This window comes from Psychrobacter sp. TWP2-1-2 (genome assembly GCF_049896785.1).
Classification (GTDB): Bacteria; Pseudomonadota; Gammaproteobacteria; order Pseudomonadales; family Moraxellaceae; genus Psychrobacter.
In genome coordinates this window covers 73593-90831 of sequence record NZ_JAFCVA010000007.1, presented here as the reverse complement: position 1 = coordinate 90831, position 17239 = coordinate 73593, and the positions used below count along the sequence as shown (strand labels likewise).

14 protein-coding genes are annotated in these 17239 nt (G+C 44.5%); 2 read left to right on the top strand and 12 right to left on the bottom strand.

Features of this window, described 5'->3' with window-relative positions; genetic code table 11:
• Nucleotides 1–80: 80 nt before the first annotated feature.
• Together ACP7AE_RS08280 and ACP7AE_RS08275 are read right to left on the bottom strand one after the other, a co-directional pair.
• Entirely contained in the window at nucleotides 81–1289 is a 1209-nt protein-coding gene (locus ACP7AE_RS08280; RefSeq protein ID WP_426242458.1) for an acetyl-CoA C-acetyltransferase, read from the bottom strand.
• Between the two features lie 109 nt (nucleotides 1290–1398).
• Nucleotides 1399–2550, bottom strand: coding sequence for an acyl-CoA dehydrogenase family protein (locus ACP7AE_RS08275; RefSeq protein WP_426242456.1), 1152 nt, complete (start codon nucleotides 2548–2550; stop codon nucleotides 1399–1401).
• A gap of 294 nt (nucleotides 2551–2844) precedes the next feature.
• On the opposite strand from ACP7AE_RS08275, the gene ACP7AE_RS08270 reads away from it, so the two are divergent.
• Nucleotides 2845–3483: a TetR/AcrR family transcriptional regulator gene (locus tag ACP7AE_RS08270; protein WP_426242454.1), complete on the top strand. Its 639-nt coding sequence runs from the start codon at nucleotides 2845–2847 to the stop codon at nucleotides 3481–3483.
• A 144-nt stretch (nucleotides 3484–3627) separates the two neighbouring features.
• Here ACP7AE_RS08270 and ACP7AE_RS08265 read toward each other — a convergent pair whose 3' ends face one another.
• From ACP7AE_RS08265 to ACP7AE_RS08235, 7 genes are all read right to left on the bottom strand, one after another.
• Nucleotides 3628–4083 (bottom strand): hypothetical protein, encoded by a 456-nt coding sequence (locus ACP7AE_RS08265; protein ID WP_426242452.1) that lies wholly within the window; start codon nucleotides 4081–4083, stop codon nucleotides 3628–3630.
• A 373-nt stretch (nucleotides 4084–4456) separates the two neighbouring features.
• On the bottom strand, nucleotides 4457–5743 hold the full coding sequence (locus tag ACP7AE_RS08260) for an NAD(P)/FAD-dependent oxidoreductase (protein ID WP_426242450.1): 1287 nt from the start codon (nucleotides 5741–5743) through the stop codon (nucleotides 4457–4459).
• 17 nt (nucleotides 5744–5760) lie between these two features.
• A complete protein-coding gene (gene nhaC / locus ACP7AE_RS08255) occupies nucleotides 5761–7221 on the bottom strand; it encodes a Na+/H+ antiporter NhaC (protein WP_426242448.1) in 1461 nt (486 codons plus the stop codon).
• A gap of 295 nt (nucleotides 7222–7516) precedes the next feature.
• Nucleotides 7517–9007: an aldehyde dehydrogenase family protein gene (locus ACP7AE_RS08250; protein WP_426242446.1), complete on the bottom strand. Its 1491-nt coding sequence runs from the start codon at nucleotides 9005–9007 to the stop codon at nucleotides 7517–7519.
• Between the two features lie 170 nt (nucleotides 9008–9177).
• On the bottom strand, nucleotides 9178–10647 hold the full coding sequence (gene hglS / locus ACP7AE_RS08245) for a 2-oxoadipate dioxygenase/decarboxylase HglS (RefSeq protein ID WP_426242444.1): 1470 nt from the start codon (nucleotides 10645–10647) through the stop codon (nucleotides 9178–9180).
• Between the two features lie 126 nt (nucleotides 10648–10773).
• Nucleotides 10774–12045 carry a 2-aminoadipate transaminase gene (locus ACP7AE_RS08240; protein ID WP_426242442.1) on the bottom strand — a complete coding sequence of 424 codons (1272 nt, stop codon included), beginning with the start codon at nucleotides 12043–12045 and terminating at the stop codon, nucleotides 10774–10776.
• Between the two features lie 227 nt (nucleotides 12046–12272).
• Nucleotides 12273–13220, bottom strand: a complete 948-nt coding sequence (locus tag ACP7AE_RS08235) for a LysR substrate-binding domain-containing protein (RefSeq protein ID WP_426242440.1) — start codon at nucleotides 13218–13220, stop codon at nucleotides 12273–12275.
• A gap of 410 nt (nucleotides 13221–13630) precedes the next feature.
• Here ACP7AE_RS08235 and ACP7AE_RS08230 point away from each other — a divergent pair, with 410 nt between their 5' ends.
• On the top strand, nucleotides 13631–14830 hold the full coding sequence (locus tag ACP7AE_RS08230) for a sugar transporter (protein ID WP_201565330.1): 1200 nt from the start codon (nucleotides 13631–13633) through the stop codon (nucleotides 14828–14830).
• A gap of 95 nt (nucleotides 14831–14925) precedes the next feature.
• Here the strand turns inward: ACP7AE_RS08230 and arfB are convergent, their stop codons facing one another.
• The 3 genes from arfB to ACP7AE_RS08215 all read right to left on the bottom strand — a co-directional run bounded on the left by arfB (nucleotide 14926) and on the right by ACP7AE_RS08215 (nucleotide 17237).
• A complete protein-coding gene (arfB, locus tag ACP7AE_RS08225) occupies nucleotides 14926–15339 on the bottom strand; it encodes an alternative ribosome rescue aminoacyl-tRNA hydrolase ArfB (RefSeq protein WP_201589017.1) in 414 nt (137 codons plus the stop codon).
• Nucleotides 15340–15399: 60 nt separating this feature from the next.
• Nucleotides 15400–16254 carry an HpcH/HpaI aldolase/citrate lyase family protein gene (locus ACP7AE_RS08220; RefSeq protein WP_426242438.1) on the bottom strand — a complete coding sequence of 285 codons (855 nt, stop codon included), beginning with the start codon at nucleotides 16252–16254 and terminating at the stop codon, nucleotides 15400–15402.
• A gap of 218 nt (nucleotides 16255–16472) precedes the next feature.
• The gene (locus tag ACP7AE_RS08215; RefSeq protein WP_426242436.1) at nucleotides 16473–17237 is read right to left on the bottom strand and encodes an SDR family oxidoreductase; all 765 of its coding nucleotides are present in this window, start codon (nucleotides 17235–17237) and stop codon (nucleotides 16473–16475) included.
• Nucleotides 17238–17239 lie beyond the last annotated feature (2 nt).

Below are 17239 nucleotides of genomic sequence, written 5' to 3'. Positions count from 1 at the left end.
GTCCTTTTTATATTATTCTATGTCGATATCAGTCACTAGAAACTAATGACAATCACTAAAATCTATTAGCGCTATCAGCACTATACGCGCTCAATGATAGTAGCGATGCCCATACCACCACCGACACACAAAGTGATCATCGCGGTTTTTAGGTCGCGACGTTCTAATTCATCAAGAACAGTAGTCATGAGCATCGCGCCCGTTGCGCCAAGTGGATGACCCATCGCGATAGCGCCGCCATTGACGTTGACGATATCAAGCGAGATGCCGAAGTCATCGGCAGTATTCAGCGGAACGGCAGCAAAGGCTTCATTGATTTCCCATAGGTCTATATCTGAAGCTTGCATACCTGCTTTTTTGAGCGCTTTTTGGCAGGCAGGCGTTGGCCCTGTCAGCATAATGGCGGGTTCTGAGCCAATGACTGCAGCCATAGTGATTTTAGCACGTGGTTTTAGACCTGCTTTTTTGCCAGCAGCAGCGCTACCAACTAAGCAAATTGCAGCACCATCAACGATGCCTGAAGAATTGCCCGCATGATGCACGTGATTTACTTTTTCAATGGTGGTATATCTGTCCAAGATAACGCTATCAAAGCCCATCTTACCCGGCATAATAAAAGAAGGATTGAGACCTGCTAAGGTTTCGATATTGGTATTAGGACGAATGGTTTCGTCTTTATCCAATAACGTCATGCCATTGATATCCGTGACGGGAACGACCGATTTATCATAATAGCCCTGCTCCCAAGCATGCGCGGCGCGGCGATGTGACTCGGTAGCAAACGCATCAACATCGGTGCGGCTAAAGCCTTTTAGCGTCGCTATGGTATCAGCGCCAACGCCTTGCGGAACAAAATGCGTCGCTTCATTAACCCGTGGATCCATATACCATGCACCGCTATCAGATCCCATCGGTACGCGGCTCATCGACTCTACGCCGCCTGCAACCACCATGTCCTCCATACCTGACATGATTTTGGCAGCGGCCAGATTGATAGACTCCAGACCTGAGGCACAAAATCGAGATAAAGTGACACCCGCCACACTTTGCGCCCATCCTGCATCAATGACGGCTATACGGGCAATATCAGAACCCTGCTCGCCAACGGGTGTCACGCAACCAAGCACCACATCATCGACCAAACTGGTATCCAAATGATGGCGCTGTTGCATTTCCTTTAACAAGGTACGGGCAAGCCAAATCGGTGACGCCTGATACAAAGAGCCATCCTTTTTGCCTTTACCACGCGGGGTACGGATAGCATCATAAATGTAAGCAGTCTCAGTCATAAAAATCCCTTTTTATTTTTTATAATAAATAACAATAATGGCAATATAATCGCCATGTTAGAATCAAGAACTAGAACCAATAATTAAAATAAACAATTACATCAGCCACTTACATAAAGCGTGACGCCAGCTCTTTCATGATTTCATTGGTGCCGCCGTAGATTTTTTGTACTCGCGCATCAGCGTACAAACGAGCAATCGGATATTCTGTCATGTAGCCATAACCGCCAAACAGCTGGACGCATTCGTCGATCACGTCACACTGCTTTTGTGTTACCCAGTATTTAATCAAAGACGCCTGTGGTACCGTCAACTTGCCTTCTAACATGGCATCGACAGCGGCATCACACATCGTGCTGGCAGCGAGATAATCGGCGTAGCATTCTGCCATTTTAAAACGCGTATTTTGAAACTCCCAAATATGTTTACCAAACGCTTCACGGCCTTTGACATAATCTAGGGTCAAATTAATCGCGAGCTTCATCGCACCAACGCCCGTTAAAGCAATAATTAGACGCTCGCGTGGCAGCTCTTGCATCATTTGAATAAAACCCATGCCTTCGACAGTGCCCAATAGATTCGTTTGCGGCACACGTACATTGCTGAAAAATAACTCCGAAGTATCTTGTGAGGTCAGACCAATCTTATCGAGATTACGACCACGCTCAAACCCTTCTACTTTGTCCGTTTCTACCACGATAAGCGAAACACCTTGCGCACCTTTTTCACGATCGGTTTTGCAGGCGAGCAAAATTAGGTTGGCATGCTGACCATTGGTAATAAAGGTTTTTGAGCCATTGATAACGTAATCATCACCGTCTTTTACCGCATAGGTTTTGATGTTCTGCAAATCTGAGCCAGTACCCGGTTCGGTCATAGCAATCGCAGCCACATACTCACCGGTCGCCATCTTAGGTAGCCATTCTTTTTTCTGCGCTTCCGTACCATGACTCAAGATATAAGGCGCGACAATACCTGAATGTACCATGCCGCCGAATCCGGATTGATTAGCCTCAGCCTGCGCATAAAGAAGCGCCGCTTCATGACCAAAGTCACCACCGCCGCCGCCATATTGCTCTGGAATCGATGCACATAAAAAACCCATGGCGCCCGCCTCGTTCCAAGCTTCGCGGTCAATCATGCCGTTTTTGCGCCACTGCTCGTCCTTTGGCTCCCACGATTGAAACATTTTAAGCGCGCTGTCATGCACCATCTGGTGCTCTTCGGTCATCCAGTTCGGGGTGAATTTTTCAATACTCATATTGTCTGTCCTTGACGATGGGGAATTGATGCTGGTTAATATAAAAAAGATATTAAGTAAAATCTCCATTTTATGGTAATTTATATTACCATTAGAAATAACTTACATATTCTTTATACTTACTAAGGTATAAGACTTATACTAGGACAGTAAAAGACAATGCGCAACCAATTAAATAATAATAGTAATTAAAATTACCCAACTTACTTTTATCTTATTAATCCTTAAATGATGTACTACTTCAAGCATGAGCTATCTAACAATACCTACCGTAAAGGAGCTACGAAACCAACGATGAAAACCACGAGCCAGATACCTAGCACGATTGAAACCCGCGCCTTGGCACCCTTATCCGATATGCGCCCTGCTACTTTAGAAAAAATTGAAAAAGCCGTTCGTAAAGTGTTTGCAGGTTTTGATTCTAATGAAGTGACCATGGTACAAATTGCAAAGTCTGCCAACGTCTCTCTACAAACGCTTTATAAATATTTTGGCGATAAACAAACGCTGTTTTATACCATTATGGATATCGTATTAGGCAGATTGGCGGCGCGTATCATGGATCACTTGCAAGGCATTGATAGCGTGCAAGATCGGCTACGCAAGACATTATGGGTCTGTTTTGACTTTGTAGACTCACATCCCGATGCGGTGATGGTACTGTCTTCGGTATCGGCATCACGTATACGTAATATTGCAATTTATGAAAATAAAGAGCTGATTGGCGCATTTTTGAATGTATTAGAAGATGGTCAAAACCGCGGAGTACTAAATGATACCGTGCCCCTTTATATACTTTTTGATGTGTTTATGGGTTTTATCAGTCGTCTTGGCTTGATGCATATCATTCGCCAGACTGACACGCCCATTAATGCAGAGTTTGATGCGTTATTCGTGATTTTATGGCGAGCCATATCAAAGCCTGACATATAATCAGTTCGATATACAATAACTTGTACGATATTATGAAATATTCATACCAGTCAAATTTTCAATTTCATCATTAAAGATCACAACGAAAAAAGCCTCACTTGGTAGTGAGGCTTTACTTAATTCTTAAAAACTAATGCTTAGAAATTAACATTCCTTAGATTTTTTTAGCTTATATTCTTCTAATCTATCAACCATTTCATAATCTTGTTCACTCATCTGCTGATAGCCATTACTCACACTGCCATAGGATGAATTTTTATTATCATGCTCAGCGTGCACAGCAGCATCTTTGATCTGGGCAATGTCTTCTGCAAACAGCGTATAAGGGATATCCAGCACAGCAAATAGTGCGGCTAAAAATTCTTCAGCGGTAAAATATTTATCCATATAGCTGCCATCAAGCCCAAGGTATTTATTCGATAATACGTGACGTAGGCGCTCACAAGCAGGGATGGTATGCTTGATAGGATAACCCATGGCTTTAACAATATCTTGCGAACGCAGCTCAAGTGTCGCTATCTGATTGATCGCATACTGGGCGAGAAGATGACGTGGGTGGTAATGACGGGTATATGTGGATTGGTTAGCAATGTGGCTCATGATATTGAACACCTTAGACTCCTGTAACTCCGACGAAAAAGGGTGAAATACGCCCAAATAGGCAAATAAAATCAGGCACAAATGAGGATGTCGGAGTACAGGCTCATGCGCTTTACCAGAATTATTTTATATCGTGCTGGAAGTTGCAAGGTTTGTACGCCACCATTTATAACGATAATGGCTGGCAATGACAAAACTGTTAAACCCACGATAATGACTTAAAGATGATAGCATATCAGATAATAGAAAATAAATACTGATATTAATACGCTTTGGTAATCACACGATTGTTACGGTCTCTCTATCGCCGTCAAAGTCTGAATACCTTTATATTTAAAAACGGTAGAAAAAATCAGAAGATGACTCAACAAAGCTATCTAATTATTTTTAGACATTGACCTGCATGATATAAAGTCAACCCCAACTCAGTAAAGCCAGATTTCATCCCGCCAAAAGAAACTTTTGCCTCTTCTAAGGTCTTAAATGGTAAGGGAATACTATCTCTATTACCTGTCATTATATAATCTGCAAAGCACTTACCCATTAGCGTGCCTGTGGTAATGCCGCGACCGTTATAGGCCGTTGCTGTCAGCAAGCCCTCGTCGGGTTCCATGACTCGAAAAATATGATCTTGCGTAAAGCCAAAGCTACCAGTCCATTCATACTGCCATTTAAATGCTGGCAAATCTGGATAATAGCTTTTTTGCACCGCATTGGCCCATGATTGATAAAAGGATTTTGGTTTAAGCTGTGTACCACCCACCGTTCCCAATAATAGACGATCATCCTCATCACGGCGAAAGCTAGACAAGGCCAAGCGTGTATCCCATGCCCCTGTTTTGTATGGCAAAATTCGATCTGCCGCCTCTCCGCTGAGCGGCTCAGATGCAATCTGATAGTAATAAACCAAATAAAACGTCTTTGTGATTTCTGTCCACTCGCCTTCGGTATAAGCATTGGTCGCAATGATGACGCGATCGGACTTGACGCGAGCTTTAGCGGTTCTTGTATACCAATAACCGTCTACTTTTTCTAAGGCTTCAACAGCGGAATGCTCGTAGATAGTCACACCAAGACTGGTAGCGACTTTTGCAAGTCCTCTGACATAAGCCAGCGGATTTATCGTACCAGCCCGATGATCTAGTAATGCTTTATTGATACTTGTCGTCCCGCAATATTCATGGCATTTACTGCCAGTTAGCACTTCAACATTCGCACCGCGGCGGCTAAGTTGCTCGTATCTAATATCGACATCGACTTCACCTTTAGCGTTATGTGCCATGTGGATATTACCGGCTTGAGTGGCTTGGGCATCGATATTATAACGTTTGATTAAGTCGAATACTAAGCTTGGCGCTTGTCCGAGGGCTTCAGTTAGACGCTCACCTGCCGCTTCACCTAGCGCAATATCCAAATCATCAGGGCGCGCCCAAGTGCCTGCATTGACCAATCCGACGCTTTTTCCTGAGCCGCCACTACCAATGGTATGGCTCTCTAAAAGGATAACTTTGACGCCTTTTTCTGCCAAATAAATCGCAGCCGATAATCCTGTATAACCGCCGCCTATGATACAAATAGTCGCTTCAGTATCGCTATTCATCTGGCTGTAAGTATCAATAATAGGTGCGGTCATATTCCACAAACATTGCTCTTGCAACATCTCATACTCCTTCTAAATTACACGTTGTCTACAGTGGAGAGCGTGCTTGTGTCGTTATTTACAGTAGGTTCTTCACGGGGGATAAATTTGTCTAAGAACACCCATAACAAACCAAATAGCGGCGATAACCAACAGGCAAAGGCGAATGGTGCATAAGTGAGTGTCGCAATACCTAATGTTGCCGCGACGAAACTACCACCCATGTTCCAAGGAATAAGCGGAGATAACAGGGTTCCGGTATCTTCAATAGAGCGAGTAAGCGTGGTACGCTTGTAGCCCATTTCTTGATATTTGTCTTTTAATAAACGACCTGGCAACACCAGTGTGGTATAGACGTCACCGATGAGCGTACCGACACCAAGCGTGCTGGCATACGTGGTCATTACTAAGCCAAATCTTGATTTCACCATCTTATTAATTTTTGCCATGATGGCTTTGAGCGTACCGTAATGCTCAATTGAGCCGACGAATGCTAAAGCAAAAATGGTCAAAGTCACGACCCACGTCATCGACATAATGCCGCCTTTAGACAGCAGTTGATCCACGACAGCAAAGCCCGTTTCACTGACAAAGCCATTTTGTAAGACCGTAAAAATGTCATGCACACCCACGCCTTGCATAAAGAAGGCGACCAATCCTGCGACCACCACACCAGATAAGACTGTTGGAATGGCAGGCATTTTCATCACCGCTGCGATGACAACGACAACAGCCGGTAACAACGTAATTATGCTCAAGTTATAGTTAGCCGCTAGCGAAGTTTGAATTTCTTTAATTGAGGTTAAATCGACATTTTCTGCGCCGTAACCCATACCAATCCACGCATAGATAATCAATGCAGTTACCATGGCAGGTACCGTAGTGGGCAACATACCGCGGATGTGCTCCCAAAGATCAACACCGGCAGCGGCTGGCGTTAAGTTGGTGGTGTCAGATAATGGAGACATTTTGTCACCAAAAAAAGCACCAGAGACGATAGCACCGCCCGTTAGTGACGGCGGAATACCCAAGCCTAGCCCAATACCCATCATGGCAAGACCAACCGTACCAACCGTGCCCCAAGAGGTACCGGTTGCAACAGAAATAATGGCACAGATGATACAGACAGAGACTAGGAATGATGAAGGAGAAAAAACGCTAAAACCGTAGTATAAAATCGTGGGAACCGTACCAGCGATAATCCAAGCACCGATGAGCATACCAACGCCCATCAAGATAATCATGGCCGGTAAACCAATTTTGACAACCTTTAAAAAGCGTTGTTCCATGCCATCCCAGTCACGGCCACGCAGCTTCATAAACAAGCCGGTGATTAAAATACCGCAAGCTAAGGGAATGTGAGGGGTAAAATCTTTGAATACGAAAAACTGCACCATCAGAATAATGGCAGTCAACACCAGAGGTGCAATATCTAATAAAAAACTAGAAGACGGACCGTAGCCCTCTTTAGCTTCGTCATAAGGTTTATCATCCATCATAAGATACCTACCTTCCTTAGTAGTGGATACTGCTGTCATAGATATAACAGTAGTGGAAACAACCAATCCATGGCTGCTGATAATGCTAAAAAAGCGCTGAAAAGAGTACTGAAAAGGGAGTAAAAAAGCCTGTTTTTGAAATCATGAATAGTTATTCATCACTTCCGCAGGCTTTCATACTAAAACAATAAATACTTAATAATTGGCGACCAAAATAGCGAATAATTGGCTTACTAAATAAGCGCTGAGCCTACTTAACAAGCATCACATCACATCACGTCAAATCAAACTACTATTAGCCAAAGTTGATGCCTTGCGCCAGTGGTATCTCGGTTGAATAGTTGACTGTATTGGTCTGACGGCGCATATAAGCTTTCCATGCGTCTGAACCTGATTCACGGCCACCACCGGTTTCTTTTTCGCCGCCAAATGCGCCGCCAATCTCAGCGCCACTGGTGCCGATGTTGACGTTAGCGATACCGCAATCACTACCGCGGTCGCTGAGGAAAGTTTCAGCTTCACGTAAGTCATTGGTAAAGATACAAGATGACAGCCCTTGTGGCACATCGTTTTGCATCGCTAGCGCGTCGTCAAACTCTTTATAAGGCATGACATATAAAATCGGCGCAAACGTCTCACTACGTGCTACGTCATTTTGCTCATCAAGCTCAACAATCGCAGGGGTCACATAATAAGCATCTGGGAACTTATCCATCAGAACTCGGTCGCCGCCTGTGACTTTACCGCCAGTCTTACGAGCCTTTTCTAACGCCGCTTGCATGTTATTAAAGCTGTCTTCATCAATCAGTGGACCGACCAAATTGCCTTCAAGCGGATGACCGATGCTCACCGTCTCGTAAGCAGACTTAACGCGCGGTAAGATATCGTCTTTGACCGACTCATGAACGAACAGACGGCGTAAGGTGGTGCAGCGCTGACCTGCCGTTCCCACTGCAGAGAATAGAATGCCACGTAGCGCCAAATCCAAGTCCGCCGTTGGTGCCAAAATCATGGCGTTATTACCACCAAGCTCAAGCAAACATTTACCAAAACGCTCAGCGACTTTGGGTCCTACTTCTCGGCCCATGCGCGTACTGCCGGTGGCACTGACTAAAGAGATATCTTTGTTTTCAACCAACGCATTACCGATATCGGTTTTGCCCAATATGATTTGCGATAAATGTGCTGGTGCTTCACCAAATTTTGCCAAGGCTTTTTCAAATAATGCTTGGCACGCTAAGGCGACAAGTGGGGTTTTTTCTGAAGGTTTCCAGATGACAGGGTTGCCACAGACAATGGCCAGCGCCGTGTTCCAAGACCAAACGGCAACGGGGAAGTTAAAGGCAGAGATGACGCCGATGACACCAAGTGGATGCCATGTCTCACGCATGTGGTGACCTGGGCGTTCTGAGGCGATGGTTAGACCATAAAGCTGACGCGATACGCCCACGGCAAAGTCGCAAATATCAATCATTTCTTGTACTTCGCCAAGGCCTTCTTCTTTGATTTTTCCGGCTTCTAGCGATACTAAGATACCTAAATCTTCTTTGTGCTCACGCAGGACTTCACCCAAAAGACGAATCAACTCACCACGTTTAGGGGCAGGAACGACACGCCATTCTTGAAAGGCTTGTTTGGCATTTTGGATTTTAGTATCGACGTCAGCCACTGTATCTAACGTGACTTTACCGATGACTGAGCCATCAATTGGGGTGGTGACTTCAAAGTCGCCATGTTGATAGTGTGCTTCTTCTACGCCCATTGCAGACATATATTGCTTAATCATAATCAATCCCTTGCATATTGGTATAATGGTTTACTACGTCCTTGACTGACTTATAAAATTACCCTGCTACCTACTAAGTTGCAAAATAATAAATTTCTTGCAGGCATTCCTTTTTGGAATGACGTGCTAATAAGTCGGCTATACGCTAGACATTTCTAGCATAATTTGTACTAGATACTGACACTAGACAGGCACTGCTCAAGGCTTTGCGCCTGCATCGCTTTATACAATGCCATCTCATCGTGAATAGCTGCGCCCAAATCACGCTCAAAATTTTGTTGGCTTGAGTAACCGTCATATTGGCTTGGCTGCGCCTCTTGCAGATTTGATTGAAAGATACCGGCAGCACTGACAGGCAAAAAGTCTTCATAAACGATAGGTTCAATGCGAAGGACCTCATTATTAATCAGAGCGCTCAGCTTAGCATTAGGCATTTTATTCAAATCATCATTGGTTAATGTAGTGGCCAATAATGCTTGACCATCTTCAGAATCAAGGCTGCTATCCGTCAACTGGTAATAAAAATACGCCAGCCCCTCATCGTGTAGAGTTTGATAATTATCAGGAAAAGCGGTAAATACTTCGGCTAAAATTTGATTATATTGAGCCGCATTATCCTCATTTGGGGTAGCACCAAGCTGGCGACGAGCTTCGCTCAGTAGTTCATCATAAAGCGCGCGGCCCTTTTGTGTTAACGCCACACCGCGTTGCTCAATCTCGCCAAAGCGCGCGGTATGATGCCCTTGCTCGTACTCTTCATGGCTAGCGTCTGCAGTATCGGCAACTTTAAAGCCAACTGCTTCTTGTAGTGCTTTAAAACTGGTTTGCCTTAATAAGATAGGACAAGTTCTACGCGGTGGCCCTTCGATGATGGCTTTTGAGGGTATGCCGCGGGCTTGCATCCCTTGTTGTACGGCATCAATATCCAAGGTTCGAGGCGTTAAATGATTGATATGCGGACCCTTAAAGCCGACCACATCTGCGACCAGCGGATGCTGATTTAATAGACGCTGATAGAGCGCTTTTGCCACCGGCGTTTTATCATGCCAGCGAAATGTCTCTAGCGCTTCTTGGACAAACTGTTCTGCTTGCGCAGCAGTCAAACCACCTTGCACCTCAAAAATCTCAATAAGCTCAATAACGCCAGCAGTGAATATCTGACGCTGCGCCAATGTGGCCGTGGCTTCTTGTTGTAAGGTGTCATCAGCAATCAAATCTAAACGCAATAACGAGGTAAATACGCGAAAAGGACTTTTATGCAATGAATGCGAGTCAAGTGCACGAAAGGCTGTTGAGTGGACTGGCACACCAGCAGGCGCTAAATCGTAGTAACCAACAGGGTACATACCCATCACCGCAAAGAGACGGCGCATCATGCTTAGCTCTGCTGCGGTACCCAGTCGAATCGCCCCGTGGCGCTCCATGCTCAGACGCTCAATCTCGCCCGTATGTAGCAGCTGTGATTTGACATCGGGGTGTGATATCAACACCTCGGCATTGACATCACTGACCAAATCAACCAAGTCACCGTATAGCGGCACCTCGTTTTGGTACATGGCTGACATGGCCATAGAAAAATGATGACGTATATCATCGCTGCAGATAAAATCCTTATCTGGACTGACGCTATTATTTTTCACAGATAAACATCCTTGTAATAGGGTTAAGAAATTTTTAAGTAATCGATATTTGGTTTCGAGCATTTGGTTATGGCGATGCGCTATCCATCCTAAGCACTCCTAAACATTCCTAAACATTCCTAAACATTAAGCGACAGGTAACCCATCAGGAAGTGCGATGAGCACCTCTTTTAGAATAGCTAACCCTTCTTTTAGAGTCTCAGGTTCTATGGTTAGTGGCGGCAATAAGCGGATGATATGGCGATATTGCCCACTTGGCATCAGCAGTAGACCACGTTCGCGTGCTTGCACTAATACTTGCGCCATCACACTCGGATGCACATCATGCTCAGGATGACGCAGCTCGATACCGCGCATCGCACCGATACCCGTAAGACCAAACAACCAAGGTGAAATACCTTCCTGTTGCCATTGACTGATGGTCGTCTCAATCGTCTGTGCATAATGCTTGGCTAACTGCCAAACGTCATCGGCTTCCATGATATCAAGCGTGGCATTGGCCGCGGCGCAGGCGACTGGATTGCCGGAATAGGTACCACCCAAGCTGCCTTTAGGTAGACCATTGACCACACTAGCCTTCCCTATGACTGCGCCTAAAGGCAAGCCACCTGCAATACTCTTGCCAAGTAATATAAGATCAGGCTCAATCCCTAAATGAGTAAAAGCAAACGGCGTACCCGTACGACCATAACCAGATTGGATTTCGTCCATGATGAGTAACATGCCGTGTTCATCGCAAAACTTACGTAGATACTGCGCAAAGGTGGGCGACAACAATTGAAAACCGCCTTCCCCTTGTACAGGTTCGACGATAATGGCACCGATATTGTCGATATCAGTTTCTACCATAAATAAACGCTGGAGCGCGTCAATCGCTTGCTCGTCGCTGATATTGTTATCGGGACTGGGAAAAGGAATGTGATAAACGCCACTGGCCAATGCACCAAGCCCGCGCTTATAAGGCGCGACCTTACCATTGAGATTAACGGCAGCCAGTGTGCGCCCATGAAAGCCGCCATCAAAGGCAATGACACCCGTGCGACCCGTTTTAAGGCGTGCTATCTTGATGGCGTTTTCGGTGGCTTCTGCGCCGCAGTTGGTGAGCATGCCTGCCAGTTCGCCGTTGATAGGCACCAGCTCAGACAATCGAGGCATAAAGGTTTGATACGGCTGATGCGCTGCCGCATTGTAGGCATAGTGAATCAGCGACTGGGCTTGCTGGATGATGGCCTCAACGATGTGAGGGTGGCAATGACCAAAGTTTAAAACACCAATACCGCCAACAAAATCGATATAGCTGCGGTCATTGTCGTCCCAAACTCTGGCATTTTTGCCTTTGACGAGCGTGAGCGGATGCACCATCGTAAAGGCATCGGTCACGTTATAAAGCTTGTCCATGATGAATCTCTATCTCTTCCTTGAGTTAGACTCATTTCAACAAAACATCACTTAGGCAGCAAACGAATAATAGTTGTGGTGGCATTCCTTTTTGTCATTACCAGTAAATTAGCTCCCTAAACGAATCCTTTAAAAACGAAAAAACTGCGTATCAAGGCAGTTTTTTTGTTTAGCGTGTTAAATTCTCACAGCAGATAACTTTGTAGAATAAAATAATAAGATATAAATTATAAAGCAAGCCCTAACGCCTTTTCACGCTGATCTGAGATTGCCAAATAAGCCGTAATCCATTCTAAAACCGCTTTGACCTTATGCGATTGCCCTGAAGAGACAGGATAAGTCACATAATAGCTGCCGCGACCCTTTGCCGCATAATCCCACGCCATCACCAAAGCGCCTGATTGCAGTTCAGGCTCAACCAAACGTAACGGCACTAAGGCTATACCATAGCCCAGTAAGGCGGCAGAAATGCAAGCATGGAAAGTCTCAAAACGTGGACCTACAAAGGTGCCATCGACGCTGATATCTTGTTGCTTAAAGTATTCATACCACGCACTTAAGCGCGAACTTATTTGCAATAACACATAGTCATTTAGACACTCAGTACTCAGTGTTTTATCTCGCAAATACTGCGGCTGACAGACTGCAACGCAGTATTCATCGAACAGTTTTATAGACTCCATATTGCTCCACATGCCATCACCATATAAAAAAGCAATATCGACATTTTGGTCTTCAGAAAAAAACGGCCCCGCCAGCTCTTTAATATCCAAGTTAATAAGGGGATATTCTTGACTAAAGCCACTGAGTGCTGGAATCAACCAACGGGCACAAAATGTCGGATGTGAGACGATTTTTAGCAGCTCGGTATTACTGCTATGCGACATCAAATTGGTGGTCGCCACCTCGATATGTTTTAAAATCTCTAATACTTCAAGATAATATGACTTGCCAGCAGGGGTCAATGAAATCCGGTGCGGCGTCCGATAAAACAAAGACAGATTTAGCATCTCCTCCAACTGCGCCACTTGCTTACTGATGGCGCTTTGGGTCATGTGCATCTCTTGCGCGGCATTGGTAAAACTCAAATGACGGGCAGCGGTCTCAAAACATTGCAGCGCCGTCGTTGAAGGATATCGTCTAAAGGCTAATGGTTTATTGGTGTTTGTTTTCATAGATTGCTTTTCTTTTATTCCATCTTAGTAAAATATCAGTGGTTATTTAAAATCACGTTATCAGGCATTCCTATGCCTATCCTTATGCCGTCATCATACCTATATTCAAGCGTAAATAGCGATACCTCACTATAAACACTATGTAACTGACACTGATGCCATCATCGGATTTATTTAACCATTCAACCAATTATTCGGTCGCTAATTTTAAAGACTCTCCTACAAAAAAACGGTCGATTCCTGATAAAATAGTAGGGTCTGATGATAGGCTCTGACATACCGCAACTGATTTGCTATCTTGCCCTCCTCTTTTTCATCATTACGACCTATGCCGCCGTTATTCTTAAACTCATGAATTATTTTTCAGCTAATTTGCACTATTAGCGCCTTCTTTATTTGTATTGGATCATATGAAACATAACCTTGAGGTGAGCGCAAATGCTCGCCGAACTCAGTATTTCCAAGTATTCTTAATGGGCGTCAGCGCCTTTATTATGAATACCACCGAATTTGTTCCCGTTGCCCTATTAAGTGACATCGCCCAAGATTTTTCCATCACTACAGCAGAAACTGGCTGGATGTTGACGCTCTATGCGTGGATTGTTGCGGCCATGTCATTACCATTGATGCTACTTACCAGCCGATTTGAGCGTAAAAGCTTACTTTTGGGCTTGTTTGTGGTTTTTATTGCCAGCCATGTATTGTCCGTATTTGCATGGAGCTTTGATGTATTGCTGATTAGCCGTGTTGGTATTGCGCTATCACACGCGATATTTTGGTCCATCACCGCAGCGATTGCGATACGCGTAGCACCAGAAGGCAAAAAAGCACTGGCACTTAGTGTACTTGCGACCGGTACTTCATTGGCGATGGTGCTTGGCGTGCCACTAGGGCGCTTAGTCGGTCAATGGTTTGGCTGGCGGGCAACATTTGGCGGTATTGGGGTGATTGCTTTTATCGTGTTTATCTTGCAAGCAAGGCTATTGCCAACGCTACCAAGTATGTTTGAAGGCTCGTTTAGAAAGATTCCAGAATTGCTCAAAAATCCCTTATTGGTCTGTTTGTATCTACTCATTTTACTGGTCTTTACCGCGCACTATACCGCTTACTCTTATATCGAACCCTTTATGCGACAGGTTGGCGCTATTAGTGAAAACGCCGCGACGGTTGTCTTGCTATTATTTGGGGTGGCAGGGATTGCCGGCAGTGTGATATTCAGTCGCTGGGGTGATCGTTTTAATACCAGATTGATGCTGATATCGATCATATTAATGCTGATATCTATGCTGGTGCTATTGTTTGCCGTGACCTCTATCTGGGCGCTGAGTTTCATTGCGTTACTGTGGGGCGCGGCGCTGATGCTGCTGATTATCTCCATGCAAGCCAAAGTCATCATGGTCGATGTCACGGCGCAAGACATGCTGATGTCGATGTTCTCAGGGATTATTAATTTAGGCATTGGCGCCGGTGCGCTGTTTGGTGGTTATGCCGTAACGCATATTTCTATATCAAGTGTCGGTTATGTTGGCGCGGCTATCGCCAGTGTGTCGCTGCTCTTGATGTTATTTATGATAAAGCGCTTTCCTGAATTAAGTAGAAGACTTGGTTAGCTAAAAATTTGATAGTAAATAAGCATAAAAAATGCCAGCCCCTTAAATGGGCTGGCATTTTGCTGTTTGGTTTATTAAAAAATTAAGCCGTTTATTTAAAAATCTACCTTGCCACGTAACGCTTTGGTCTTACCGCGCTGGGTTTTTTGATCGACGCGTTTACGTTTGGCATTTCTGCTAGGTTTGGTCGCTTTACGGGTTTTATTGACATGAGTGGCTTTTATAATAAAGCTTTGCAGCCGCTCCAAGGCATCAATTCGATTGCGTTCTTGGGTACGAAACTGCTGCGCTTTAATAATAAGCACACCTTCTTTGGTAATTCGGCTGTCTTTGCTGTCCAATAAACGCTGTTTAATGACATCGCTTAAGCTTGAGGCATGAATATCAAAACGCAAATGAATCGCAGAAGAGACTTTATTGACGTTTTGCCCGCCTGCCCCTTGCGCGCGTATGGCGCTAATCTCTACTTCGCTGTCATTCAGGCTAATGGTATTGCTGATAAAAATCATAGAGCTCTTTTTAAATCATAAATAAGTATGGTGAATAATAAACCATTATTTGCTTCCCTGCTACTTTGCCAGTAGTTGATTCAATAATTGATGGCTGCGCTCAATCACTGGCGCATCTACCATTTGACCATCTATTTTGAAGACTGCCTGTCCACTGCGCTCATACTCTTCGACCACACGCTTAGCAAATGACAATGCGTTGTTAGTCGGCTTTAATGCCTGCTGGACGACAGCTACTTGTTTGGGATGAATACACAGCATTCCTGACATACCCATCTGTGACCATAAACTTACTCGGGCGCTTAGTCCTATCTCATCATTAAAATCAGGATAAACAGTATCAATCGGTGGGGACAATTGGTGCACTTTTGAAGTCAGTATTAATTGATAGCGAATCTGGTTAGCAATAATATCGGCCGCCGCCGTACCTACTTGCACTTGTAAATCATTGCATAAATCTAAAAAACCATAGCTGAATCCGACCAAGCCTGACACTTTAGCCATCGCATCAATGTTATACAACCCAACCGCACTTTCTATGAGTGCAATAATAGGTAAGCCAGTACCTTGATAGGCTTGCTCAATATCTGATACTTGCTCCGCCTTGGCCAGTATAATTCCTACAAGATTAGGCATCTGCTGACACAGCGCGATATCTTTTATAAATGCCTCACTGCCTGCTTTATTAATACGTACCCAAATCGGCTGATAATCTGCACTGTCATGATATTGTTGCAATGCTTTGCGGGCGTCTGCTTTATCTTCTGGCGCAACGGCATCTTCTAAATCGACAATAACCGCATCTGCGCTACTAGCAAAAGCCTTGGCTACTCTGTCGATGCGAGTCGCTGGCACGAATAGCCATGTTTTATTTTGAGAGATTATATTTATTTTATGATTGGTCACTGAATCCATGCGTAACTCCATTATATTGTCCAAGTAGCTATTGTCAGGTTTATTATGCCATTACACAGCATATTTTTACTTTAAATTAATAATCTATCGATGCAATGACACTAAGCGTATTTAGACACTCGATCAAAAATCAAATCGAAAAAAACCGCATGAAAAGAAATCTCATGCGATCTTTAATAGTAATTTTTTCTTTCAACTTATATGCTGTAGTTTGCTGATTAAGCTAACATACCGCCATCGACGACGATGGTCGCGCCCGTGGTATAACTTGATGCATCAGACACTAGATATAATACCGTGCCAGCCATCTCATCAGGATTCGCAACACGTCCTAGTGGAATAGCATGTAGCGCCATTTTTAACACTTTATCATTGGTGGTTAAGGCCGAGGCAAACTTGGTATCGGTTAAGCCTGGCAATAAAGCATTGACGCGGATATTGAGTGGGCCACATTCTTTGGCAAAAGCTTTAGTCATGCTAATGACCGCTGCTTTGGTAATTGAGTAGATACCTTGCTTGTCGCCTGCCACCAAGCCATTGACCGATGCGGTATTCAAGATGACGCCGCCACCTTGCTCTTTCATCATTTTGCCAGCGGCTGTCGACATAAAGAAATAGCCGCGAATGTTTACTTCCACGGTTTTATCAAAGGCGGCTAAATCCGTATCTAAAATATGACCATAGTAAGGGTTGGCTGCGGCATTATTCACTAAGATATCAATTTGGCCAAACTCGCTTTTAATATGCTCAAAAATCGCATCAATCTGTGCCATCTCGCCCACGTGACAAGCAAAAGCACTGGCTTTGTAACCATCTGCGATGATGCTATCAGCGACTGCTTGGCAAGCATCGATTTTGCGGCTAGAGACAATAACATGTGCGCCTCTTGATGCCAATAAACGAGCAATAGATTCGCCAATACCGCGGCTTGCGCCAGTAACCAAAGCAACCTTACCGGTTAAATCAAATAAATCTTTCATCATGA

Coding starts and splice junctions, on each gene's coding strand:
- ACP7AE_RS08220 (WP_426242438.1), bottom strand. CDS start 16,254: ATGGATTCAGTGACCAATCATAAAATAAATATAATCTCTCAAAATAAA.
- ACP7AE_RS08280 (WP_426242458.1), bottom strand. CDS start 1,289: ATGACTGAGACTGCTTACATTTATGATGCTATCCGTACCCCGCGTGGT.
- ACP7AE_RS08275 (WP_426242456.1), bottom strand. CDS start 2,550: ATGAGTATTGAAAAATTCACCCCGAACTGGATGACCGAAGAGCACCAG.
- ACP7AE_RS08250 (WP_426242446.1), bottom strand. CDS start 9,007: ATGATTAAGCAATATATGTCTGCAATGGGCGTAGAAGAAGCACACTAT.
- ACP7AE_RS08260 (WP_426242450.1), bottom strand. CDS start 5,743: ATGTTGCAAGAGCAATGTTTGTGGAATATGACCGCACCTATTATTGAT.
- ACP7AE_RS08215 (WP_426242436.1), bottom strand. CDS start 17,237: ATGATGAAAGATTTATTTGATTTAACCGGTAAGGTTGCTTTGGTTACT.
- arfB (WP_201589017.1), bottom strand. CDS start 15,339: ATGATTTTTATCAGCAATACCATTAGCCTGAATGACAGCGAAGTAGAG.
- nhaC (WP_426242448.1), bottom strand. CDS start 7,221: ATGATGGATGATAAACCTTATGACGAAGCTAAAGAGGGCTACGGTCCG.
- ACP7AE_RS08265 (WP_426242452.1), bottom strand. CDS start 4,083: ATGAGCCACATTGCTAACCAATCCACATATACCCGTCATTACCACCCA.
- ACP7AE_RS08270 (WP_426242454.1), top strand. CDS start 2,845: ATGAAAACCACGAGCCAGATACCTAGCACGATTGAAACCCGCGCCTTG.
- ACP7AE_RS08240 (WP_426242442.1), bottom strand. CDS start 12,045: ATGGACAAGCTTTATAACGTGACCGATGCCTTTACGATGGTGCATCCG.
- ACP7AE_RS08230 (WP_201565330.1), top strand. CDS start 13,631: ATGAAACATAACCTTGAGGTGAGCGCAAATGCTCGCCGAACTCAGTAT.
- ACP7AE_RS08235 (WP_426242440.1), bottom strand. CDS start 13,220: ATGAAAACAAACACCAATAAACCATTAGCCTTTAGACGATATCCTTCA.